At 58.4% G+C, this 22619-nt stretch carries 17 protein-coding genes and 5 tRNA genes; 19 read left to right on the forward strand and 3 right to left on the reverse strand.

The features are described 5' to 3' along the window. From ABIL25_00895 to rpsG, 18 genes are all read left to right on the forward strand, one after another. On the forward strand, window positions 1-948 hold a 948-nt coding region (locus ABIL25_00895), incomplete at its 5' end, for a transposase family protein (GenBank protein ID MEO0080837.1). A gap of 152 nt (window positions 949-1100) precedes the next feature. Further along, window positions 1101-1173 (forward strand) — tRNA-Thr (locus tag ABIL25_00900). Window positions 1174-1189: 16 nt separating this feature from the next. Continuing rightward, window positions 1190-1272 (forward strand) — tRNA-Tyr (locus ABIL25_00905). A gap of 145 nt (window positions 1273-1417) precedes the next feature. Continuing rightward, window positions 1418-1488, forward strand: a tRNA-Gly gene (locus tag ABIL25_00910). A 166-nt stretch (window positions 1489-1654) separates the two neighbouring features. Beyond that, a tRNA-Thr gene (locus tag ABIL25_00915) sits at window positions 1655-1727 on the forward strand. 111 nt (window positions 1728-1838) lie between these two features. Continuing rightward, window positions 1839-3038 (forward strand): elongation factor Tu, encoded by a 1200-nt coding sequence (gene tuf / locus ABIL25_00920; protein MEO0080838.1) that lies wholly within the window; start codon window positions 1839-1841, stop codon window positions 3036-3038. Window positions 3039-3041: 3 nt separating this feature from the next. After that, a complete protein-coding gene (gene rpmG / locus ABIL25_00925) occupies window positions 3042-3188 on the forward strand; it encodes a 50S ribosomal protein L33 (GenBank protein ID MEO0080839.1) in 147 nt (48 codons plus the stop codon). 85 nt (window positions 3189-3273) lie between these two features. After that, window positions 3274-3346 (forward strand) — tRNA-Trp (locus ABIL25_00930). Between the two features lie 66 nt (window positions 3347-3412). Then, the gene (gene secE, locus ABIL25_00935) at window positions 3413-3604 is read left to right on the forward strand and encodes a preprotein translocase subunit SecE (GenBank protein ID MEO0080840.1); all 192 of its coding nucleotides are present in this window, start codon (window positions 3413-3415) and stop codon (window positions 3602-3604) included. Between the two features lie 15 nt (window positions 3605-3619). After that, complete coding sequence (nusG, locus tag ABIL25_00940; protein ID MEO0080841.1) at window positions 3620-4144, forward strand: transcription termination/antitermination protein NusG; 525 nt, start codon at window positions 3620-3622, stop codon at window positions 4142-4144. Window positions 4145-4230: 86 nt separating this feature from the next. Further along, complete coding sequence (gene rplK, locus ABIL25_00945) at window positions 4231-4659, forward strand: 50S ribosomal protein L11 (protein ID MEO0080842.1); 429 nt, start codon at window positions 4231-4233, stop codon at window positions 4657-4659. Continuing rightward, window positions 4656-5360, forward strand: coding sequence for a 50S ribosomal protein L1 (gene rplA / locus ABIL25_00950; GenBank protein MEO0080843.1), 705 nt, complete (start codon window positions 4656-4658; stop codon window positions 5358-5360). Before rplK ends, rplA begins: the two co-directional genes overlap by 4 nt. A gap of 43 nt (window positions 5361-5403) precedes the next feature. Further along, window positions 5404-5943, forward strand: coding sequence for a 50S ribosomal protein L10 (gene rplJ, locus ABIL25_00955; GenBank protein MEO0080844.1), 540 nt, complete (start codon window positions 5404-5406; stop codon window positions 5941-5943). 150 nt (window positions 5944-6093) lie between these two features. Next, on the forward strand, window positions 6094-6492 hold the full coding sequence (gene rplL / locus ABIL25_00960) for a 50S ribosomal protein L7/L12 (protein ID MEO0080845.1): 399 nt from the start codon (window positions 6094-6096) through the stop codon (window positions 6490-6492). 121 nt (window positions 6493-6613) lie between these two features. Continuing rightward, complete coding sequence (gene rpoB / locus ABIL25_00965) at window positions 6614-10564, forward strand: DNA-directed RNA polymerase subunit beta (GenBank protein MEO0080846.1); 3951 nt, start codon at window positions 6614-6616, stop codon at window positions 10562-10564. Window positions 10565-10649: 85 nt separating this feature from the next. Next, entirely contained in the window at window positions 10650-14666 is a 4017-nt protein-coding gene (gene rpoC, locus ABIL25_00970; protein ID MEO0080847.1) for a DNA-directed RNA polymerase subunit beta', read from the forward strand. Window positions 14667-14726: 60 nt separating this feature from the next. Beyond that, on the forward strand, window positions 14727-15113 hold the full coding sequence (gene rpsL / locus ABIL25_00975; protein ID MEO0080848.1) for a 30S ribosomal protein S12: 387 nt from the start codon (window positions 14727-14729) through the stop codon (window positions 15111-15113). 9 nt (window positions 15114-15122) lie between these two features. Beyond that, window positions 15123-15593, forward strand: coding sequence for a 30S ribosomal protein S7 (gene rpsG, locus ABIL25_00980; GenBank protein MEO0080849.1), 471 nt, complete (start codon window positions 15123-15125; stop codon window positions 15591-15593). Between the two features lie 45 nt (window positions 15594-15638). Here the strand turns inward: rpsG and ABIL25_00985 are convergent, their stop codons facing one another. From ABIL25_00985 to ABIL25_00995, 3 genes are all read right to left on the reverse strand, one after another. Beyond that, complete coding sequence (locus ABIL25_00985) at window positions 15639-16421, reverse strand: polyphenol oxidase family protein (GenBank protein MEO0080850.1); 783 nt, start codon at window positions 16419-16421, stop codon at window positions 15639-15641. A gap of 99 nt (window positions 16422-16520) precedes the next feature. Next, a complete protein-coding gene (recJ, locus tag ABIL25_00990) occupies window positions 16521-18248 on the reverse strand; it encodes a single-stranded-DNA-specific exonuclease RecJ (protein MEO0080851.1) in 1728 nt (575 codons plus the stop codon). A gap of 117 nt (window positions 18249-18365) precedes the next feature. Further along, complete coding sequence (locus ABIL25_00995; GenBank protein MEO0080852.1) at window positions 18366-20492, reverse strand: tetratricopeptide repeat protein; 2127 nt, start codon at window positions 20490-20492, stop codon at window positions 18366-18368. A 539-nt stretch (window positions 20493-21031) separates the two neighbouring features. Here ABIL25_00995 and ABIL25_01000 point away from each other — a divergent pair. Next, window positions 21032-22468 carry a hypothetical protein gene (locus tag ABIL25_01000; protein MEO0080853.1) on the forward strand — a complete coding sequence of 479 codons (1437 nt, stop codon included), beginning with the start codon at window positions 21032-21034 and terminating at the stop codon, window positions 22466-22468. The last annotated feature ends 151 nt before the right edge of the window (window positions 22469-22619 follow it).

Below are 22619 nucleotides of genomic sequence, written 5' to 3' on the forward strand. Positions count from 1 at the left end.
TACATCTGTGGTAAACGGTTGGCTCCGTTTCTTCCCGAATTGGTGCCGGTCCTGGAGCGATTTGAAGAACTGGTACTCGATAGTGATACCAGGTCCAAACTGCTGACCATTAGCGCGGCAACCATCGACCGGCTCCTGCGTGATGAGAAAATGAAGCAGCGGCTCTTGGACCCGGCTCGGCCCAAACCTGATCGAGCGCTCCTGCGGCAGGTACCGATTGTCACTCACTCCGAGCACTGTGTCAACCGACCCGGGTACGTCCAGGTCGACCTCGTCGCGCATGACGGTGGCTGTGCCCGGGGCGAGTACTGCCAAACGCTTGATGTGACAGACCTTTATAGCGGCTGGACCGAAACTCAGGCGGTACGCAACAAGGCGCACTGTTGGGTGTTTGCCGCGATGCGTGACATTCGGGGCCGGCTGCCCTTTCCCCTAATGGGGATTCACTCGGACAACGGCCCCGAATTCATCAATGGGGCGCTATACGAGTATTGTCTGGCGAGCGGGCTCGAGTTCAGCCGCTCGCGACCGTACCAGAAGAACGATAACTGCTACGTGGAGCAGAAGAACTACTCGGTGGTGCGGCGAGCCGTCGGGTATCTACGTTACGAGACGAAGCGCCAGCTGATGTTGCTCAATCGGCTGTACCTGATGCTCCGGCCCTACACCAACTTCTTCCAGCCGGTGGTGAAGTTGGTAGAGAAGGTCCGGATGGGCAGTCGGGTTCGGAGACGGTACGACCGGGCACAGACGCCCTATCGGCGGCTGCTGGCGTGGGAGGAATTGACGCTGGCGACCAAAAGACAACTCGAAACGGTCTACCTTGGGTTGAACCCGGCAGAACTGAAGCGTGGAAGCGAGCGAATACAGCGGCTACTGCTCAAAGAGGTCGAAGGACAGGCAGTGCCGACGCAACCATCTCGACTTCAAGCTGGACAAAGCTCATGATTCGAGTACAAATGTATTCTGAGGCAACGGGGCGTCCTCGAGTACATCCATATATGAGGCAACAGGGCGGGACGGGTAGCTCGACCTTACTTGACGTACGGGGATTTCAGGATATAGTTGAGTCTGAGTTTCCGCCAGAATGGCGGGAGCCTGCCGACATAGCTCAGTTGGTAGAGCAGTGGTTTTGTAAACCTCAGGTCGGGGGTTCGAATCCCTCTGTCGGCTGAATCTGAACGACTGCGGACGGGTTCCCGAGTGGCTAAAGGGGGCAGACTGTAAATCTGCTGGCATTTGCCTACGGAGGTTCGAATCCTTCCCCGTCCATCACGGTCGTACCGTAATTCGGCCATTCGGCTCGGCGGCATAGTGCATGACGACGAAGAGGTAACACCGCCAGTGGCAGAAAACGCTACTTGCTTTGCCGGCAGAACGTGCACGGATACTCGCGGGGAAAACAGTCTACACACCTGCGGGCGTGGTGTAGTGGCAGCACAACAGCCTTCCAAGCTGTTTGCGTGGGTTCGACTCCCATCGCCCGCTTTTTGCTGGCGTGGCTTGCTGGTCGGTCACCTGTAACTCTTCTCTTCTGAGCGTGTTAGCGCTCGATGGTACAACTCGGTAGGATGCGGATTTGGCCGAGGTTGGTTATGATTCAGTCGTTGACAGGCCGAAAGTTGTGTTTATAATACTCGGCTGTCCGCAAAACGCCCATGTAGCTCAGTCGGTAGAGCACTTCCTTGGTAAGGAAGTGGTCGCCGGTTCAATTCCGGCCGTGGGCTTGTGACCGGCCGCGGAGTGTTGCTCCGCATTTCTGGTTCGGACGAAGTCAGGTGAAGCCTGAGGAGTAAAAAGAAATACTGGAGTTAGGAGACCAGTAGGAGGAAGGCAAAATGGCGAAGGCAAAGTTCGAACGCACTAAGCCGCATGTGAACGTCGGTACGATTGGGCACGTTGACCACGGTAAGACGGCCCTTACGTCCGCGATCACCAAGGTGCTGGAGAAGAAAGGCCTGGCAACGTACGTTACGTACGACCAGGTGGCGAAAGCTTCGGAAGCGCACGGTCGGCGGGACGAGACCAAGATCCTGACCATTGCGATTTCGCACCAGGAATACCAGTCGGAGAAACGCCACTACGCACATATTGACTGTCCCGGACATGCGGACTACATCAAGAACATGATTACCGGGGCAGCCCAGATGGACGGAGCAATTCTCGTCGTTTCCGCGGCCGACGGTCCGATGCCACAGACAACCGAACACGTGCTGCTGGCTCGACAGGTGAATGTGCCGGCGATTGTCGTGTTCCTGAACAAGACCGACCTCGTGGATGACAAGGAACTCATTGACCTAGTTGAGCTGGAGATCCGTGACATTTTGAACAAGTACGAGTTCCCGGGTGATAAGACACCCATTATTCGCGGTTCGGCGACCAGGGCGCTTCAGGGATCACCGGAGGACGAAGAGGCGGTGCTCAAGCTTGTTAAGGCCCTGGATGACTTTATCCCAGACCCGGTGCGGGATACGGATAAGCCCTTCCTGATGCCGGTCGAGGACATCTTCTCGATTACCGGCCGCGGGACAGTGGTAACCGGACGGGTCGAGCGCGGCCGGCTCCTGCCAAACACTGAGGTGGAGATTGTCGGTTTTGGCAAGCACGACCGGTGCGTCGTGACGTCAATCGAGATGTTCCGTAAGGTTCTGGACTCGGCCGATGCCGGTGACAATGTCGGATTACTCCTGCGCGGCGTGGCCAAGGAAGACGTCGAGCGCGGGATGGTGATTGCGATGCCGGGTTCGATCAAACCGCACCGTAAGTTCAAGGGCGAGGTGTATGTGCTCACCAAGGAAGAAGGGGGTCGTCATACGCCGTTCTTCCCGGGATACCGGCCACAATTTTACATCCGGACTACGGATGTAACCGGCACGGTGACGCTGCCCGAAGGGGTTGAGATGGTGATGCCGGGTGACCACATAACGATGACAATCGAGCTCATTACGCCTGTGGCTTTGGAGCAGAACTCGAAGTTCGCCATCCGCGAGGGTGGTCGGACAGTCGGTGCCGGCACGGTCGTTGAGGTGATCGAGTAGCGAATGCGGACACAGATTACGCTGGCGTGCGGCGAGTGTAAGCGACGTAACTACCACACGACCAAGAATAAGAAGAAGACCGAACGATTGACGCTTTCCAAGTACTGCCGGTTCTGTCGCAAGCAGACCGAGCATAAGGAAGTGAAGTAGGAACGCATCATGCACCACGCGTCACGCTTCGTGCCAGAATGTGGGTGCTGGTATTGTGCGTCTCAAGTCGAGGTTTTTCAAACGAAGGCCAGTAGCTCTAACGGCAGAGCGGCGGACTCCAAATCCGTAGGTTGGGGGTTCAAATCCCTCCTGGCCTGTAGACGATCGGGCGAAGAGCAGGGCCCGCTTTTCGACTTGCCAGTTTTTCGTCACGGTAGCCAAGCGTGAGTATCGTAAAGCGTATCAGGAATTACTTGATTGAGGTCGTGGCCGAGATGAAGAAAGTGTCGTGGGTCAAGCGCAAGGAGCTTTTCACGACGACAGTTGTGGTCATCGTTTTTTCAGCCCTGCTGGCAGTTTTCATTGGCATCTTTGACCTCATCTTTTCCCGGCTGCTACACCTTGTACTCCGGTAGGCGGCGTCCCAAGGTATGAAGTTTTTTGTGGTCCATACCTACACCGGCCGGGAGCGTCGGGTCAAAGAGCTATTGGAGAAGGCAATTGAGGCCAGTGGTTTGAAGGAGTCATTTGGCCGGGTAATCATGCCGGCCGAAAAGGTTACCAGGGTAAGGAAATCGAAGCTTGTGGCCGAGGAGCGTCGGCTTTATCCAGGCTACATCGTGGTCGAAATGGAGCCGAGTGAGGCAGCCCTGAACCTTGTCAACGCTATTCCCGGTGTCACGCACATGTTGGGTACGCGCAAGGAGCCGATTCCACTGTCCGAGGAGGAGGTGGCTTCGATGCTTGAGCAGATTGAGCGGGGACTGGACCGGGCCCAACCCGAGGCACCCTTTGAGAAAGGCGAAAATGTCAAGGTGGCAAAGGGGCCTTTTGCCGGGTTCACTGGTCAGGTTGAGGAGATTTTCGCCGAGCGGCGGCGGGTCAAGGTAACGGTCACAATCTTCGGTCGGCCGACACCAATTGATTTGGATTTCTTGGACGTACAGCCGATATGATGACTATGCCACGCATCGTGCTGCACGATTGTGCCGGCATCCAGCGGCATGCGTCGTGCGTCGGATCTTTCAAGAGGAGCGAGTGAATGGCAAAGAAGGTTACGGCAGTTGTAAGGCTCCAGATTCCCGCCGGCCAGGCAACGGCGGCTCCGCCGGTTGGGCCAGCACTAGGTCAGCACGGAGTGAACATTGCAGAGTTTATCAAGGCCTTCAACGAGGCTACTCGTAAGGAACCGCCCGGCATGGTGATTCCGGTTGTGCTGACCGTTTACTCAGACAGAAAGTTTACGTTCGTAACCAAGAGTCCGCCCGCGTCCGTCCTCCTGAAACAAGCCGCGGGGCTGGCTAAAGGTTCGAGCGAACCGAACCGTAGCAAAGTAGGAACAGTGAGTCGTAAGGCGGTGCGCGAAATCGCTGAACGGAAGCTGCGGGACCTGAATGCGAACAGCCTTGAGGCAGCGGTCAAGATTATCGAAGGCACTGCCCACACAATGGGGCTGACAGTGGAGGATTGATGCGGCACAGTAAGCGCTATCGCAAGGCGGTCGAAGGTACTGACCGGCAGCGTACATACACGCTCGACGAGGCAGTAGCGATAGTCAAGGCGCGAGCGACGGCGAAGTTTGACGAGTCGGTTGATATTGCCGTGCGTCTGGGGATAGACCCGAAGAAACAGGATCAGGCGGTGCGTGGCACTGTCGCGCTGCCGCATGGTACGGGCAAGAGAGTACGAGTGCTTGTGTTCTGCAAGGGCGACAAGGAGGCTGAGGCGAAGGCGGCGGGTGCAGATTACGTCGGGTTTGAGGACCTTGTGCAGAAAATCAGCGAGGGTTGGCTTGAGTTTGACGCCGCGGTGGCGACACCGGATACGATGCCGGTCGTTGGCCGGCTGGGCAAGATTCTGGCACCGAAGGGACTGATGCCTTCGCCCAAGACCAGGACGGTCACCTTCGACGTCGGGCCAGCGGTTGCGGCACTGAAGGCCGGGCAGATCAGCTACCGGGCTGACAAGACCGGTAACGTGCACGCGTTGGTAGGCAAGGCCTCTTTCGGACATCAGCAATTGGCCGAGAATGTGCGCACGTTCATGGTCGAACTGCTCCGGGCCAAGCCGGCTTCGGCCAAGGGACAGTTTGTCCGCAAGGTTGTTTTGTCCTCGACAATGGGGCCGGCAGTGAAGGTTGATACCCGCGAGTTCCTCGCCGCGGGGCGATAATGGACAGAGCGGTAAGGGATTGGACGACGGACCGGAGGCGATAATGCCGAGGCAAGAAAAGATAGGAGAAGTGGCCGAACTACGAGACAAGGTCAGCCGTGCTTCGGCGCTGTATTTTGTGGATTTTACTGCGGTTGGCGCAAACGACTTCAACACGGTGCGCCGGCGGCTGCGCGAAACTGGTGCAACAGTTAGGGTGGCGAAGAATCGGCTCGCGAAGCGGGCGCTAGAGGAAAACGGCGTAGCCCCGGAGGCGTTGAAGTTCCTGCGTGGGCCGACTTCGCTCGTGCTCGGCGCCGAGGACCCGATTGCGCCAGCTCGGACCCTGCGGGAGATAGTAAAAAAGATCGAAGCGTTGAAAGTGAAGGGCGCGTATGTTGACGGCGTGGTGTACTCGGCGGACAAGTTCGCATTTCTGGCCTCGCTGCCGACAAAGGCAGACCTACAGGGGCAACTTGTGGGCGTTTTGGCCGCGCCTATTCAAGCACTCGCGCTTGGACTTGAGCAGCTTGTGGCCGAGCTCGTATTCGTGATGGAAGAACTTGCGAAGCGGCCGTCCAACACCCCGGTTGAGGGCACATAGAGAATTGCTGCTACTAAGCCGAATGTCTAGTACTGACCGGAAGGCAAATGTGCGTTCGACATCCGGAAGTCGGGGTGACCTCGGAAGCCCGGCCCGGGTTTCGGACTCTCTAAAGGAATCCCGGCGCAAAGCGCCGGTTAAGGAGGAATGATGGCAGAAGGTAAAGTTCAGCAGGTTGTCGAGACAATCGAGGGGCTGACCGTGACCGAGCTGGCAGCCTTGGTAAAGGAGTTGAAGGAAAAGTTTGGTGTGTCAGGGCCGGCTTTTGTCGCCACAGGGCCGGCGCCGGCAGCGGGCGCCGTAGCCGCCGCGCCGGCTGAAGCTGGGGCTGAGGAACAAACTGAGTTTACCGTCCAGCTGGTTTCAGTCGGTGACAAGAAAATCCAGGTCCTGAAGGAGCTGCGAGCCGTTACTCAGCTCGGACTCAAGGAAGCCAAAGACATCATTGACCACGTACCGAGTACGATCAAAGAGAACGTTTCGAAGGAAGAGGCACAGAAGATAAAGACGAAGCTGGAAGAAGTCGGAGCCAAGGTCGAGATAAAGTGACAGCAACGCTGTCACCTCAAGAAGCACGGCCGATGCGGGGTCGAGTCCGGCCCAAGAACTTGTGTCGGCCGACCATAACCAGCCGAAACGCGGTGGTCTAACAACCATGGAGGCAGCCAGGATGAAGCAGAAGGACTTCGCCAAGACGGGCACCTTCCTGGAAATCCCCAACCTGCTCTCGCTTCAGCTCAACTCGTTTGCCGATTTCGTTCAGCACGGAGTAGAGCCGGCTCAGCGCAAGCGTCAGGGTCTCGAACTGGTGCTAAAAGAGACATTCCCGATTGAAGACGTGCATAAGAACTTCAGTCTTGAGTACGTCAGCTACAGCTTCGGCGAGCCGAAGTACTCGCCTGAGGAGGCAATCGCCAAGGGTGTCAATTACTCGATGCCGCTCAAGGTCGTGTTCCGGATGGTTCGCAAGGACCCTGCGCAAGAGACGGCAAAACCGATCGAGGTACTCGAGCAGGAGGTTTTCTTCTGCGAGCTGCCCTGGATGACCGTGAACGGGACCTTCATCATCAACGGGGTGGAGCGGGTGGTTGTGAACCAGCTCCACCGGGCACCGGGGGTTTACTATTCGCAGGAGGGCGGGGAATATTCAGGGCTCCTTGTGCCACTGCGCGGCGCCTGGTTTGAGGTAGTTGTTGACCGGCATCGGACGATGGTGGTGCTACTCGACCGCAAACGCAGAATTTCGGCGGCGACGTTCATGCAGGCGATCGGGTTCACCCACGAGGACCTGATTGAACGGTTGTACAAGGTTGAGCGCCGTCGGCTGGCTCCAGGCCAGATGCTGGCTAAAGCCATCCGAGATGGCGAGGTAGTTCTTGCCCGGCCGGGCGAGTTCGTGACCCAAGGGCTCTTGGATTTTCTTGCAACCAAGGGAATCACCGAGGGCGACGTAGTTGACGCCGAGCTACCCGGCGTGGATATACTGGCCAATACCCTGCAGGCGGACAGAGCTGATTCCAAGGAAGATGCAATCAAGCAGATCTACTATCGGCTGCGCTCGATCGCCCCACATTCGCTTGAGGTAGCGGAGAACGTCATCGTCGGAATGCTGTTTGATCCTAAGCGGTTCGATCTTTCGGAAGTCGGACGGTACAAACTCAACCGCCGACTGATGCGCAAGGTGCCGCTGGAGGAAACCGGTCTGCTCAAGGACGATGTCGTGGCAATCATTGCACAACTTCTCGCTCTCGCTGGAGAGGCGCGGTTGCGACGGATTCGGTGTACGACCAGGAACGCTGCCGAGCGTTCGTCGGTTCTTGAGATGCTGAAGGAAGCCGGGGTGGAGCCGGGACAGGAGTTCTGGCACGAACGACTGACAGTGCTGGAGCTGACCTACCGCATGGGCGAGGAAGGAGAGCGGGCTGAGGAGGTACTGCGCAAGGCCGGAGTGAAGTTCACTAGCGAGCTCGTGAGGCTCCAGCCGGACGATGTTGATCACCTGTCGAACCGGCGGGTCAAGCAGGTCGGTGAACTCTTGGAAAACCAGTTTCGGGCCGCGCTGATGCAATTGGCGCAGACCATTCGAGAACGGGTCGCGTTTGTCGACGAGAGCCAACTTAACCCGCAGGAGCTGGTCAATACCCGTGTGGTGGCCAATGCCGTGATGAAGTTCTTCACCCAGAGTCAGCTGTGTCAGTTTATGGAGCAGACCAATCCGCTGGCCGAGCTTACCCACAAGCGGCGGGTTTCAACGCTCGGACCTGGCGGCCTGACGAGAGAGACGGCCGGCTTTGAAGTCCGGGACGTTCACTATTCGCACTATGGCCGTATCTGTCCGATTGAGACACCGGAGGGTCCCAACATCGGGTTGATTTCGACAATCTCGACCTATGCCAATGTAGACCGTTATGGGTTCATCGACACGCCTTACTGGCCGGTACGGGAAGGCAAGGTCATGATTGGCGCCGGCAATGAGGTTTTCCTGAATCCGGAAGAAGAGGAACGTTACACCATCGCTCAGGCCCATGCCGAACTGACTCCGGATAACCGGTTCGCCAAGGAAGAAGTCGTCTGCCGACGCCAGGGCGACGTCGTCGTTGTACCGCCAGCCGAGGTTGACTTCATGGACGTGTCGCCGATGCAGATTTTTTCGCCTTCAACGATTCTTATTCCGTTCCTGGAACATGACGACGCCGACCGGGCACTGATGGGATCGAACATGGAACGTCAGGCGGTGCCGCTGCTGGAACCGCAGCGACCGCTGGTTGCGACCGGTGTCGAGGAGAAGTTCGCAACCGAGTCGGGTGCGGTGCTGCGCGCAAGTGAGGCCGGCGTAGTTACCAAGGTTGACGCGCGGACGATTGTCGTGAGGACCGAGACCGGTCTCGTGGAATATAAGCTGCTCAAGTACAAGAAGTCGAATCAGTACACCTGTTTGTCCCAGCGGCCGGTGGTGAAAGTCGGTGACGTCGTCAAGCAGGGCGACCTGTTGGCCGATGGTCCGGGAACCGAGGGTGGTCAGCTCGCGCTGGGCCGCAATGTACTCGTCGCGTTTGTGCCTTGGCGCGGGTACAACTACGAGGACGCAATCATCGTTTCGGAAAAGCTTCTGGCCGATGATGCGTTTACATCTATCCAGATACTGGAGTTTGAGATTCAGGCTCGTGAGACCAAACTCGGACCTGAGGAGATAACTCGTGATATTCCGGGTGCCACCGAAGACGACCTGCGCAACCTAGACGAATTCGGGGTGATAAGAGTCGGTGCCGAGGTCGGACCAGATGATATTTTGGTCGGCCGGATTACGCCCAAAGGTGAGACTGAGTTCACACCCGAAGAAAGGCTGTTGCGGGCCATCTTTGGCGAGAAGGCCTCGAATGTCAAGGACACTTCGCTTCGGGTTGACCCGGGTGTATTCGGGGTTGTGGTCAACCGGCGGATTCTGTCGCGCAAGCTCGGGGACCCGATGTCGCGCCGACTGGAGAAGGAACGGGCTGGTGATGCCGAACACAAGTTCGAGCTCCGAAAGCAGTTCCTTCTGGAGCGACGCAACGGCAAGCTGCGTTCGGTGCTGCGCGACCAGAAGGCAGCAGCGCCGGCCAAGGACGCCAAAGGTCGCATTGTGCACAAGGCCGGCCATCCGATTACCGATGAGTTTCTGGAGTCTGATGAGTTCAACCGGGTGCGGAACTTCGAGCAGTTGGTATCGAACCCAAAGAGACAGGCGGCAATCCGGGCAGCCATGAAGGAGTACGAGGACGGTCTCGCGGAGGCGGAGCGTGAAAAGCTCGCTGAACTGGAGCGTGTTACGCGTGGCGACGAGCTGCCTCACGGTGTCTTGAAATGGATAACGGTATTCATCGCCCAGAAACGCCGGCTGTCCTGCGGCGACAAGATGGCGGGCCGGCACGGTAACAAAGGCGTAGTGTCGAAGGTCCTGCCCGTCGAAGATATGCCCTACATAGCGGTCGGTGCTGAAGATGGGGTATCTGAGACTGTGCGCGGGATGAGGGGGTTGCCGGTTGACATCGTGCTGAACCCGCTGGGTGTGCCCTCAAGGATGAACCTCGGTCAGGTTCTCGAGACGCACTTGGGCTGGGCCGCAAGCGTACTCGGGTACCAAGCGGTCTGCCCGGTATTTCGCTCAGCCACACCGGAGGACATCAAGGAGGAGCTACGTCAGGCCGGGCTGCCGGATGACGGCAAGATTACGATGTATGACGGCCGGACCGGTGAACCCTTCAAGGAGAAGATAACAACCGGGATGATCTACATGATGAAACTGGTCCACATGGTGGACGACAAGATCCATGCCCGGTCAACAGGCCGGTATTCGCTCATTACTCAGCAACCGCTCGGGGGCAAGGCTCAATTTGGCGGCCAGCGGTTCGGCGAAATGGAGGTCTGGGCGCTTGAGGCGTATGGTGCAGCTCATGCTCTGCAGGAAATGCTGACGATAAAGTCGGACGATGTTGAGGGTCGGAGCGTGCTTTACGAGGCACTGATTCGGGGCAAGAATCCGCCTCGGCCAAAACCACCGGCATCTTTCTCGGTTCTTGTCAAGGAACTCCAGGGCTTAGGACTGGAGTTGGTTCCAGAACGCAAGGAGGAGACGGTATGAGGGGCGGACGACTACGGAGAACAGAAACAAGATGGCAGGCCGCTGCGTGGCAAGTTGGGGCGGGTGGACGAGGAGGGCGGATACCATGATTGCTGACAGGGATTTCCGAGACTTTGACGCACTGCGGCTGCGGATTGCATCGCCGGAAACAATCCGGAGCTGGTCCTCGGGCGAGGTGATAAAGCCCGAGACAATCAACTACCGCACCCAGAAGCCGGAACGGGACGGACTGTTCTGTGAGCGCGTGTTTGGTCCGGTGAAGGACTATGAGTGTAACTGTGGTAAGTACAAGAAGATTCGGTATAAGGGCATTGTGTGCGACCGTTGTGGCGTCGAGGTGACGACTTCGGCGGTGCGGCGTCATCGGATGGGGCACATCGAACTGGTCGTGCCGGTTGCCCACACGTTGTTCTACCAGGTGCCACCTTCGAAGATTGGGCTCATGCTGGCGCTTTCCATCAACCAAGTCGAGGCAGTGCTGAATTACGAGGCATATGTGGTGATTGAGCCAGGCGACTCGCCGCTCAAGAAGATGGACCTTTTGGCTGAAGAGGACTATCGTGAGTACAGCCGTCGGTACGATGGTTTTGAGGCAGGGACTGGTGCGGCCGCAATCAAGACACTATTGTCCAAGATCGAACTGGAAGACCTTGCCGCAGAACTACGTGCTCGGATTAAGCACGAGACTTCCCGTCGGTTTGACCTACTACGGCGACTTCGGGTGGTTGAGGCGTTCCGGACTTCGGGTGCCCAGCCGGAGTGGATGGTGCTCGAGGTGCTGCCGGTGATTCCTCCTGACCTGCGGCCGCTAGTGCCGTTGGAGGGAGGGCGTTATGCTACCTCCGACCTGAACGATTTGTATAAACGGGTCATTGTCCGAAATAACCGGCTCAAGCACCTGATGTCAATCAAGACTCCGGAGATTATTCTCAAGAATGAGAAGCGGATGCTGCAAGATGCCGTAGATACACTCTTCTCGAACGAGACCCGGCCCAGGCCGGTGCGGGGCAGAGGAAACCGGCCGCTGAAATCGCTGTGCGAGGCACTGCGGGGCAAACAGGGCCGGTTTCGTCGTAATCTTCTGGGCAAGCGGGTTGACTACTCTGGCCGGTCGGTCATTGTGGTCGAGCCGACGCTGAAGCTTCACGAGTGCAGTCTGCCAAAGGAAATGGCCCTGGAGTTGTTCAAGCCGATGATTCTCAGACAATTGGAGGAACGTCGGCTGGCCGAATCTGAGCGAGGAGCAAAATCAATGTACCGGAAGGAGGCGCCCGAGGTATGGGAGGTGCTTGAGGAGGTGACGCGCGAGCACCCGGTACTGCTGAACCGCGCACCGACTCTGCACCGAATCTCGGTCGAAGGTTTCTTTCCTCGGTTGTCCGAGCAACGGGCGATCGGGATTCATCCGCTCGTGTGCCCGCCGTTCAACGCCGATTTTGACGGTGACACGATGTCGGTGCACGTACCGCTGACGCCAGAGGCGATCCTCGAAACAGCGGTACTCACCCTTTCTTCCCACAATATTCTTTCGCCTGCGCACGGCCGACCGCTGATGGTGCCGTCGCAGGACATTGTGGCCGGGGTGTACTTCATGACCAAAACCAGGCCTTCCCGCGGCGAGGCGAAGAAACACTTTGACGACTTCGCTACAGTGCACTCGGCCTATGAACTAGGTGAGCTTGATATCCACGAGCCGGTTAAGTTTCATTACGAAGGCAAGGTCTACGATACGACGGTGGGGCGGGTGCTTTTTAACGAGGTGTTGCCCAAGTCGCTGCGGTTTGTGAACGAGACCTATGGTAAGGATAAGCTCGTGGCGGCAGTTGACCTGTGTTCGCGAACTCTCGGCATGGACGCGACGGCGAAACTGTTGGACGACATCAAGGACCTGGGATTTGAGATGGCAACGAGGTCCGGACTGTCAATCGGCATGGATGACGTGACCGTGCCGCCGGAGAAGGCTGAAGTACTCGAGCGTTCGGAGAAGGCGCTGCGCCGGGTTCAGCGGGCGTACGAGCGTGGGCTGATGACCGATGCCGAGAAGTACAACTTGGTAGTGAATACTTGGACACTGGCTACAGCCGAGGTCGAAGAAGCGCTGATGAAGCGGTTGAGCCAGGACCAGGAGGGATTCAACCCGGTTTTCATGCTGATTGACTCTGGCGCGCGAGGTTCCCGGACTCAGGCTTCGCAGATCGGCGGGATGCGCGGCCTGATGGCTAAACCGCAGCGCCGGTCGGTCGGCGAGGAGGTTATTGAGACCCCGATCAAGAGTTCCTTCCGCGAAGGGTTGTCGGTCTGGGAGTATTTCATCTCGACCCACGGTGCGCGCAAAGGTCTTACCGATACCGCGCTCAAGACCGCGGAGGCCGGTTACCTAACACGCCGCCTTGTGGACGTGGCGCAGGACGTTGTAATAACCCAGGAGGACTGTGGCACAATTCTTGGTCAGGAAGTTACCGCACTGCGAGAGGGCGGTGAGGTCGTCGAGCCTCTGGCGGAGCGCATCGCGGGCCGATTCGCGGTGGACGATGTCGTGAATCCGATCTCAGGCGAGGTTATCGTCCGGGCAGGAGATGAAATTTCGGACAAAGCAGCTCAAGAGATCGAAGATTACGGTATCGAGAAAGTCAGGGTCAGGTCGGTTTTGACCTGCGAGACACCGGGCGGGTTGTGCGTGAAATGCTACGGCCGTAATCTCGCAACCGGCCGAATTGTGGAAATCGGCGAAGCGGTTGGCGTTGTCGCGGCGCAGTCAATTGGCGAACCGGGTACCCAGCTTACGCTCAAGACGTTCCACGTCGGCGGTGTCTCAGCCCGCGTGGCGGAGCAGACCAAGGCCACGGCCAAGTACTCGGGTCACGTGAAGTATGAAGGGTTGGTGGTCTCGGCCCGGTCCGATGGTGAGACGGTGGCGCTCGACCAAGGTCGGATAGTGGTGACTGCTCCGGACCGGGCGGTGCCATTCAATGTACCAGCAGGTGCGGTTGTCCGGGTCAAAGACGGGCAGGACGTGGCTGAAGGCGAGACGCTCTTTGAGTGGGAGCCGTACTCGATTCCGATCATGGCGAAGGCAGCGGGTAAGGTTGTGTACCACGACATTGAGGTTGGCATCACAGTGCGGGAAGACATTGACGAACGGACCGAGCGGATGCAGCGGATCATTACCGAAGACCGGCAGAAGCGGCGCCACCCGAGAATCACGGTTGTGAACGCGAAGGGCAAGACACTGGAAACCCATGCCCTGCCGGCCGGAGCTTACCTTGTGGCCGACGATGGCACTGAGGTTGTGCCAGGTGACACGCTGGCACGGTTGCTGCGAGAGATGGGCCGGACTAGGGATATAACCGGCGGTCTGCCAAAGGTGGCCGAACTGTTTGAGGCCAAGCACGTGAAGGACCCGGCGGTTATCTCGGAGATTGACGGCACGGTTCATGTCGGCGAGCCTAAGGAGGGCATCCGGGAGGTGAGGGTCACTTCTGAGGGTGGAACCGACAAAGTTTACGAGATCCCGTACGGCAAGTATCTCTTGGTCCAGACTGGCGACCAGGTTCTCGCCGGCGACAAGCTGTGCGAGGGTTCGGTTGACCCACACGATGTTCTTAGAGTCAAGGGTTGGCTGGCCGTGCAGGAGTTCCTGACTAACCAGATTCAGGCGGTATACCGGCTGCAGAAGGTGAAAATCAACGACAAACACATCTCGGTGATTGTCCGACAGATGCTGCGTAAGGTGAAGGTCATTGACGCTGGCGATTCGAACTTCATCGAGGGTGAAATTGTTGAGCGGAGAAGACTATACGAGGAAAACCAGAAGCTTGTGGCCGAGAACCTGCGGCCGGCAAGTTTTCAGCCGATACTTCTCGGCATAACACGCGCGGCGCTCTTGACCGACAGCTTCCTTTCCGCAGCATCATTCCAGGAAACCACCCGGGTGCTGTCCGAGGCTGCAATCCAGGGTCGGCTGGACAAGCTCCGCGGGCTAAAGGAGAATGTCATCGTTGGCAGGCTGGTTCCGGCCGGCACCGGGTTCCGAGAGTTCTGCCGGATCAAGCTTGCTACTGAGGAGCCAAAAAAGGGTGAGCAGGAGGTAGCTTCAGAATGAGAATTGTAGTCCCAGAGTTCACAGTACAAAGTTCAGGTGCTACGCAGGAGGTGGTGTAGTATGCCGACCACCAATCAGCTTGTGAGAAAGCCGCGACGTGTTGCCCGCGCACGATCCAAGACGCCGGCGCTCCGCGGCAACCCGCAGAAGCGCGGGGTCTGTACGAGGGTTTACACCACGACCCCCAAGAAGCCAAACTCGGCGCTGCGCAAAGTGTGCAAGGTCAGGCTGACCCACGGACAGGAAATTACCTGCTACATCCCGGGTGAGGGTCACAACCTGCAGGAACACTCGATTGTGCTTGTTCGGGGTGGCCGCGTGAAGGACCTGCCGGGCGTGAGGTATCACGTCGTACGAGGAGTCCTGGATACGGCAGGAGTCGAAGGCCGGCGACAGGGCCGCAGTCAGTATGGTGCGAAGCGGCCGAAGACTCAGGCCGCACAGTAGGGAGAAGCAATGTCACGTAGAAGAAGGGCAACTCCAACCGTACCAGCACCCGACCCCAGATACGGCTCGCCTTTTGTTGCCAAGTTTATCAACAGCTTGATGTGGGACGGTAAGAAAACGGTAGCCCAGCGCGTGTTCTATGGTGCGATGCAACTCATCACCGAACGAACTAACGAAGACGGGTACGAGGTATTCCAGAAGGCGATGAACAACGTCAAACCGGTGCTTGAAGTCCGTCCCCGCCGGGTCGGTGGCGCGACCTACCAGATTCCGATGGAAGTCAGACCCCGGCGGCGCGATGCCTTGGCGATAAAGTGGACAATCGAAGCGGCCCGGACACGGAGCGAGCACACGATGGTCGAGCGACTGGCAGCTGAGCTGATTGATGCCAGCAAGAACCAGGGCGCGGCAGTCAAGAAGAAGGAAGATACTCACAAGATGGCAGAGGCAAACCGCGCCTTTGCCCACTATCGCTGGTAGCGCACGCACAATTACGTCGCGGCCGGGACTTTTCAGTCCCGGTCGCTACCATTTTGCACGCCGCAGGACGATTACGGCAAGGTTGCGGCCAGCAGTGCCGTCACGGCGGACCGAGTAGAAGTGCTCCGGGTTCTCTTTGGTGCAGAGGTCGAGCGAGCCGGCCTCGACGAGGCCCAACCCCGTGAGCAGGCTGCGGTTGGCGGAGCGGAGGTCGAGGTGGAAGCGAAAATGGTTCCAGGGTCCCAGGGTTCTAGGGTTCAAGGGGTCGAACCGTTGGCTTTCCGATACCTCCTGTTGTTCCGCTGGACGGAGGAAACGGTCGGCCGAGGGGAACTGTTGGCGAAACTCGGCGGCGACATCCTCACCTACAACGTAGCAGTCAGCGCAGATGCAGGGGCCGAGGGCGAAGTGCAGACGCGGTAGCGGAACCGAGAATCGTTCGGACATCTGTTGTGCGAGTTTCTCGGCAAGTCTGGTGGCGGTGCCCCGCCATCCGCAGTGGGCAAGGCCGACTACAGGTGGTTTGCATGACCAGATATACACCGGCAGGCAGTCCGCAACCTTGATGCCGAGTCCGATGCCGGGTAAATCGCTGAAGGCTGCGTCAGCCTCCTGTTGCTTTTCCTGCTTGTCCGGTTCGGCGAAGAATACCACCCGTGCAGAGTGAATCTGGTTCATTGTGAAGAGTGTAGTGATGCCAAGGGCGTGCCTGACCCGACGCAGATTTTCTCTGACCGCGTGCTCTTCATCGCCAACCTGCAGGGACAGGTTCAGAGAATCGTAAGGGCCGCGCGAGACACCGCCCTTGCGGGTAGTGAAGGCTATCACAAAGCCAGGAGCGGGTTGAGACTCGTAGTATTCTATTCCATTCGCCAGGTGGATTCGCCAGTTCGCCGGAACGCAACCAGGCATCTTGATCGGTCCGCGTTATCTCGGTGTTCGTGTCCGCAGGTCGGTCAGTATGAGCCGAGTGGCAGCACGGCCTTGGTGCGTATTTCTATCCACGGTGAAGCAGATGTCGAGGTAGTCTTTACAGCCGACCTCGATGTCGGTCAAGAGCTCGCTGCGACGCCAGGCGACTGCGTCACGCACGGTCTCGCCCGAGCGCAGGGCTAGTTTCAGGTGTTCCTGGTTGCGGCCGAACCGCCGTGGGAATCCTACAACCTCGAGTCCGAGAGTAGCGAAGACCGGACGCCGGTTCTCAGGTCCGTATGGTTCGAGTTGGTCGAGGAACCGGACAAGGTCGTCGTTGATCTCGTCAAGCTGACACACTGCATCAACGTCAATGCTGGGCTTGTACAGCTCCTCGGGCAGGCTGTCGGCATAGCGATTGATAGCATCGGTGAACTGCGGTATTCGGTTGCGGTCAATTACGAGCCCGGCGGCATACTTGTGTCCACCGAAACTGGACAGGTACTCAGCGGCTGCTTTGAGCGATTCATAAAGATTGAAACCGTTGACCGAGCGGCCCGAACCCTTTCCCGTTTCGCCCTCAAGCGAAATGACGATGCAGGGCCGGTAGTAGCGTTCGACCAGCCGGGTTGCGACGATGCCAATTACACCCCGGTGCCAGTCCTCCTGGGCCACGACCACGACACGGCGCTTGTCGAGTCCCTCGGCTTCGACGCGGGCCATTGCCTGTTTCGTTGTCTCTTCGCCTCGAGTCTGACGGTCTCGGTTGTGGGCGTCAAGCTCGGCGGCAAGGCGGTCGGCCTGGGTCTGGTCGTCGGCGAGCAGAAGTTCAAGCGCGGTGCTGGCGTGGCTGATACGGCCTGCAGCGTTCAGACGCGGGCCGATGATGAAACCGACATCGTAACTTGTGAGCGGTCGGTCCGGGATTCCAGCACGGCGCATCAGGGCGCGCAGCCCGGGTCGGTCGGTTGAGCGAATTGCAGCAAGTCCAAGTCTTGCCAGGATGCGGTTCTCACCAACCAGCGGAACCATATCGGCGATAGTGCCGATGCCGACTAGGTCGAGGAGGCAGGTAAGTTCCTGTCGGGGCCGGCCGAGTGCAGAAAGGAGGCTCCAGACAAGTTTGAAAGCGACGCCGACGCCGGCCAGCTCGGTAAATGGGTAGGCAGAGCCGGGTCGTTTAGGGTTGACCAGGGCAAGTGCTCGCGGCGGTTCGACCGGCACTTCGTGGTGGTCAGTGATGATTACGTCAATACTGGCCGCGGCCGCAGCGGTCACTGCTTCACGGTCGGTTGAACCGCAGTCGTTGGTGATGAGCAGCTTCGCGCCTGTTTCGCGACAGAACTCGACGCCGGCAAGCGAGAGACCGTATCCTTCGGACTCGCGGTGCGGCAGGTAATAGACCACATCCGCTCCGAGCCGGCGCAGCGCGGACACAAGCAGGCAGGTACCGGTGACGCCGTCTGCATCATAGTCGCCGTACACGCAGATGCGCTCCCGGCGTTCGAGTGCCGCAATAATCCGCTCGGTCGCGACCTTGATGTCGGGGAGAGTTGCGGGCTGGTGCAGCAGGGCTGGAGAGGGTGTGAGAAAACCGCGGATTGCGTCGGCACTGGCAAGGCCGCGGCGGAGCATCAGCCGGATTGCGAGTTCAGGCAGGTTCAGTTCTCGCGCGAGGAGAGCTGTATCCGCCGCAGGCGGCTCAGGCAGATGCCAGTGTAACGAAGGAGTCAGTTCAGACATGCTAAGTTCTAGCCATCAGAACGCGGAAGTCAAGCAGAGAAGGGGTTTGAGGGCCAAGTGAAGGCCATCGGACTCGGTTGGTCCGATTCCCCACTGGAACCATTCAATCCTGGAGCCCTATAACTGTTGTCTTGGTGCCAGGTGGGCTTCGACCTTTTCGAGCGAGGACCGGGCCGCGTCGTGATTCGGGTCAATACGAATAGCCTGGGACAATGCGGCTCGAGCCGGTTCAAGGCTATCCATCGAGACGTACACCAGGCCGAGCAGGTAATAGTTTTCGGCGTTCAGCGGGTCGAGCTCGACCGCAGCCTTGTAGTGCCGGATGGCAAGTGCAAAATCGCGGCGAGCGATAGCGAGGCGGCCGCCGGCCAGCTCGGCCAGCACGCGGTTGCGCGGGTCGGTGCCGACTACCTTGGCCAACTCCCGGTACTCGGCTTCTGCCTCCTTGGTTCGGCCCAGTCCGGCATAGGCGACAAACAGTCCGTACCGGGCCACCGGGTTGGCCGGATTCGCGTCAATGGCCCGGCGGAATGCGTCGAATGCTCGGCTGCTTCCCATCGTCATGTAAGTATTTCCGGCCTGGGTCCAGGCTTGAGCAGTGTACGTTCGGCGGTCAACCGGGATGAGACCGGACCCGGCGTACAAGATGATGGCGGCGGCAGAGATAACAGCCGACCTCATCCATTTCCCTTGCCTTATGGCTGAAACCGTCTCGGCCACGGCATACCCGGCGAACATCAGGAAGAACGGAATCACCGGCGCGCGCAGGCGGGAAAGAACGTAGAAAACGAGAGAAGATACGAGGAAGGCGAGAATGAAGAATAGGGGATAGAGGGCCAGAGGGACAGAAGGATGAGGTCCGGCACTTGAACCCTGGAACCCCTGAACTCTGGAACCGTTCCTGCTTAGTGCTAGGAAGACACCGACCAAGCCCAAGGCTGCAATCAGGCCGAAATTCAGAAACGCAACTTTGAGCGCAACCGAGTAGGGCCAGGCAGTTTCCGGGTAGTAGTTGCTAGGAACTTCGTAATTGGACCAGAACAGGAGAAACTTGCGGGAAAGCAGCCACAGGCTCCGACCCGGGGTACGGACGACGAATTCCAGACCTTTCCTTGTCCAGTATGCGGAGGCTTGAGACCAGGAAAGCTCCCTGCCGTCTATCATCCGGCTGATGCGCTTGAGCTGCTGATGCGAGAAGCCGGCAGTACGCTCCAGCTCGGTCTGCTGCCAGGTGCCGTCGGTCCATGGATTCCAGCCGTAGTAGAAGTTGATGCCCGAATGCGCGGTGAACAGCACCGGTTCGCGGGCAACGATGAGATTCCGAATCGGCACCACGGCGATTGTGGCCAGCGCGCAGGCGGTCATGGTGATGATAGCTCGCAGTCGTGTCGGAGCCCCCCTTCCTTTCGTTCCCTCCCCCTTGAAGGGGGAGGAAGAGGGTGAAGGTGGGCTTGCGTTCGAGCGTACTTCGAGCTGCGGTGCGGTGCGTTGTGCGGTCTGCACCCTGCGGCCTGCGCCCAGTGTGCGCCACAGGACGATGACGAACGCCGGAAGCAGGATTAGCATCTCCGGCCGGCAGATGACCAGAAGGCCAAACGATATCCCGGCAATAGCCCAGCGCCATGACCCCCTCCCTTTCATTCCCTCCCCCTTCAAGGGGGAGGGAGAGGGTGAAGGTGGTTTCTGTCCTTTTCCTTCCTTCCCTTCTTTCTTGAAGGGAGAGGCAAGGGGTGAGGGTGAGGTTACACTCCACAGCACAAGCCACAGGGTCAGGAGTGAGAAGAACACCGTGACCTCGACATAGAGCAGAGCGCCGGTGTAGAACACGATAATGCCGGTCAGGGCGAACCCGAACGCAGCGAACAGGGCACTGGTGCGGCCAAAGATACGCCGGGTCGAGTCGTAGAGCAGGAAGCAGGAGACTGCAGCGAGGAAGCACTGGAACAACTGCACCGGGAACACCTTTGGGCCGAATATGGCATACAGCCCGGCGAGCATGTAGGGATATAGCGGCCGCAGGAAGAAGACTTCGTTGCCCCATAAGCTCTTGTGCACGATGTCCAGGGCCCAGGTGTGGTAGTACCAGGAGTCAATCACCTGGGCTGAGATGACCGAAAATGGATGGCCACGCATCTCCAGAATGAACCACAGCCGGATGGCGAACGTCAACACAACCGCCAGCGCGGGTAGTATCGTTGTGGTCAATGGTCGGCGGTCAGCGGTCGGCGGTCGGCGTTGCGCCATCAGTTGGCACTATCTTAGTTTGGTCGAGGACAGGGTCAAGGACAGGGTGGCAGTCTGGCCGCTGGGCCACTTGGCCACTCTTGTTTGTCGTGCCTTGACTGAAGTCCGGTTTCGGCCTATTCTGGATGCGGTGGAAAGGTAACCTGAAAGACCCCGTGACCGGGAAGAAAATGGCAGGCATGAACAACGTCCCCGGGAATACGAGACGAGGCGGTCTTGGCAGAAAACGGAAGTAGGTTAGTGTAACCGATATGACAGTCTCGGACCTGCGGCGCCAAGGGTGTGTTGGGGGATAGTATTCTTACGCAGGTTTGCCCCTGTTCCCGGGCAGATTGAGGCAGGACTGGACGCAGAGCTGGCTGTTTGCACATGAGTTGGTCTGGTGTTTGCGGGCAACCCGCAGTATGCTGGCTTAGCGCTTCAGACGTGCAAAGACGTGGTCTGTATGTGTCTGCCCGAATAACGAGACACGCTGTTGGGCCTAGGAGCGCGGTTCGCCGGCAGCGAAAGCGAAACAAACCACTAACTAAGGAGGTCAGATGAAAATCTGGTTAGGCCTGCTGATCCTGATGGTCGTAGCCGTTTCAGCGGGTTTGGCGGCAGGCAACCAAGTGCCCCGAGAGGGTAGGGATGCAATAAGCATCCCCCAGCTTATCAACTACCAAGGCAAGCTCACGGACGGCAGCGGTAAGCCGCTGTCCGGCACCTACGGCATGAAGTTCGAGATATACGACCACGCGACCGGTGGCACGAAGTTCTGGGAAGAAACCCAGCCGGACGTTGCCGTAACCGACGGGCTCTTCAGCGTGAAACTGGGAAGTGTCGATGCGATTGATCCAGCGACGGAACTGCCGGAAGGGCCGAACTGCTGGCTGCAGGTTACGGTTGGAACAACTGTCATCGAACCGCGGGTCCAGCTTGTGAGCGTACCTTACACCTACAAATCGGACGACGCAGCCAAACTCGGCGGGACAGCGGCCGCTGATTATGCGACCAAGACCTGGGTAACTGGCCAGGGCTTCGAGTTACAGGCAAACAAGAATGCTGCGAATGGCTACTGCGGCCTTGATGCAGGCGCTAGAGTTCCGAACAGCCGGTTGTACACCGGTTCTGGCAACGGCCTCGACGCTGACCTACTCGACGGCAAACACGCCTCAGAGTTCGTCGCTGGCTCCGGCAGTTCCGGCTACATCCCCAAGTGGGCAGCAGCCGGTACGCTCGATAACTCCCTTATCTCCCAGAACGGCAATGCCATAGGAATCGGCTGTGTGCCCGGACCGGGTAGCCCCGTTGCTCTTGAGGTGTATAATAACGGTCCGAAGCCAGTATTGTACGTGCACGGGTCAGAACTGGACCGTAACTTCACAGGGCATTATGCCGACTATCCGGCGTTTGCCACACACGCGGGTTCACAGGGAGGCTATCCGGTCAGCTACGGCATGGGCCAAGTATTAGGAGGACTGGGGATCGTCGCCAAGGAGTCCAACCCGAACGCGTTTGGCAATATCCAGTTCTTCACCGGCAACTCTCTCATCGGTTATCCTGGCGCCGAGCGAATGCGCATCACCTATGACGGCAAGGTCGGTATCGGAACAACATCACCCTCAGCTCCTCTGCATGTCATTGGCAATTTCATAGCCTCCGGCACCAAGAGCGCGATGGTTACCACGCCGACGCATGGCAATCGAAAGCTCTACTGTGTTGAGGCCGCAACGGTCAAGTTCACTGACGAAGGAACTGCCCGCTTGAACGGTGGCAGCGCTCGCGTGAATATTGACCCGATTTTTCTGGAGACCATTGAGGGTGAACTACTGGTTCACCTTACTCCGTACGGTCCTACCAGCCTCTACGTGGCCGAACGCGGGACAGACTACTTCGTAGTTAGGTCTCTGGATAGCACAGATGTCGAATTCGCTTGGCACGTCAGTGCGTGTCGCAAAGGATACGGCAGCGTAAGATTAGAAGAGGTCCGGTAGCGTATCCCGGTAAGGGAAGTTTAAAGGATTATTGCGTACGCTAGCCGCCTGTCAAGTCAAAGTCAGCCATGGGGCCGGTCCTGCGAGTGGCCGGCTGCACCACTTGGCAGGTTTGTCCTGGATGCAACAGACATTGGCCTGTGCTTTGATA

The sequence above is a fragment of the candidate division WOR-3 bacterium genome, assembly GCA_039801365.1.
Classification (GTDB): domain Bacteria; phylum Hydrothermota; class Tepidihabitantia; order Tepidihabitantales; family Tepidihabitantaceae; genus JBDRUN01.

Excerpts from the sequence above, each read along its gene's own strand:
- tuf (MEO0080838.1), top strand. The coding sequence starts at position 1,839 with ATGGCGAAGGCAAAGTTCGAACGCACTAAGCCGCATGTGAACGTCGGT.
- rpmG (MEO0080839.1), top strand. The coding sequence starts at position 3,042 with ATGCGGACACAGATTACGCTGGCGTGCGGCGAGTGTAAGCGACGTAAC.
- nusG (MEO0080841.1), top strand. The coding sequence starts at position 3,620 with ATGAAGTTTTTTGTGGTCCATACCTACACCGGCCGGGAGCGTCGGGTC.
- rplK (MEO0080842.1), top strand. The coding sequence starts at position 4,231 with ATGGCAAAGAAGGTTACGGCAGTTGTAAGGCTCCAGATTCCCGCCGGC.
- rplJ (MEO0080844.1), top strand. The coding sequence starts at position 5,404 with ATGCCGAGGCAAGAAAAGATAGGAGAAGTGGCCGAACTACGAGACAAG.
- rplL (MEO0080845.1), top strand. The coding sequence starts at position 6,094 with ATGGCAGAAGGTAAAGTTCAGCAGGTTGTCGAGACAATCGAGGGGCTG.
- rpoB (MEO0080846.1), top strand. The coding sequence starts at position 6,614 with ATGAAGCAGAAGGACTTCGCCAAGACGGGCACCTTCCTGGAAATCCCC.
- rpoC (MEO0080847.1), top strand. The coding sequence starts at position 10,650 with ATGATTGCTGACAGGGATTTCCGAGACTTTGACGCACTGCGGCTGCGG.
- rpsL (MEO0080848.1), top strand. The coding sequence starts at position 14,727 with ATGCCGACCACCAATCAGCTTGTGAGAAAGCCGCGACGTGTTGCCCGC.
- rpsG (MEO0080849.1), top strand. The coding sequence starts at position 15,123 with ATGTCACGTAGAAGAAGGGCAACTCCAACCGTACCAGCACCCGACCCC.
- recJ (MEO0080851.1), bottom strand. The coding sequence starts at position 18,248 with ATGTCTGAACTGACTCCTTCGTTACACTGGCATCTGCCTGAGCCGCCT.
- ABIL25_00995 (MEO0080852.1), bottom strand. The coding sequence starts at position 20,492 with ATGGCGCAACGCCGACCGCCGACCGCTGACCGCCGACCATTGACCACA.
- ABIL25_01000 (MEO0080853.1), top strand. The coding sequence starts at position 21,032 with ATGAAAATCTGGTTAGGCCTGCTGATCCTGATGGTCGTAGCCGTTTCA.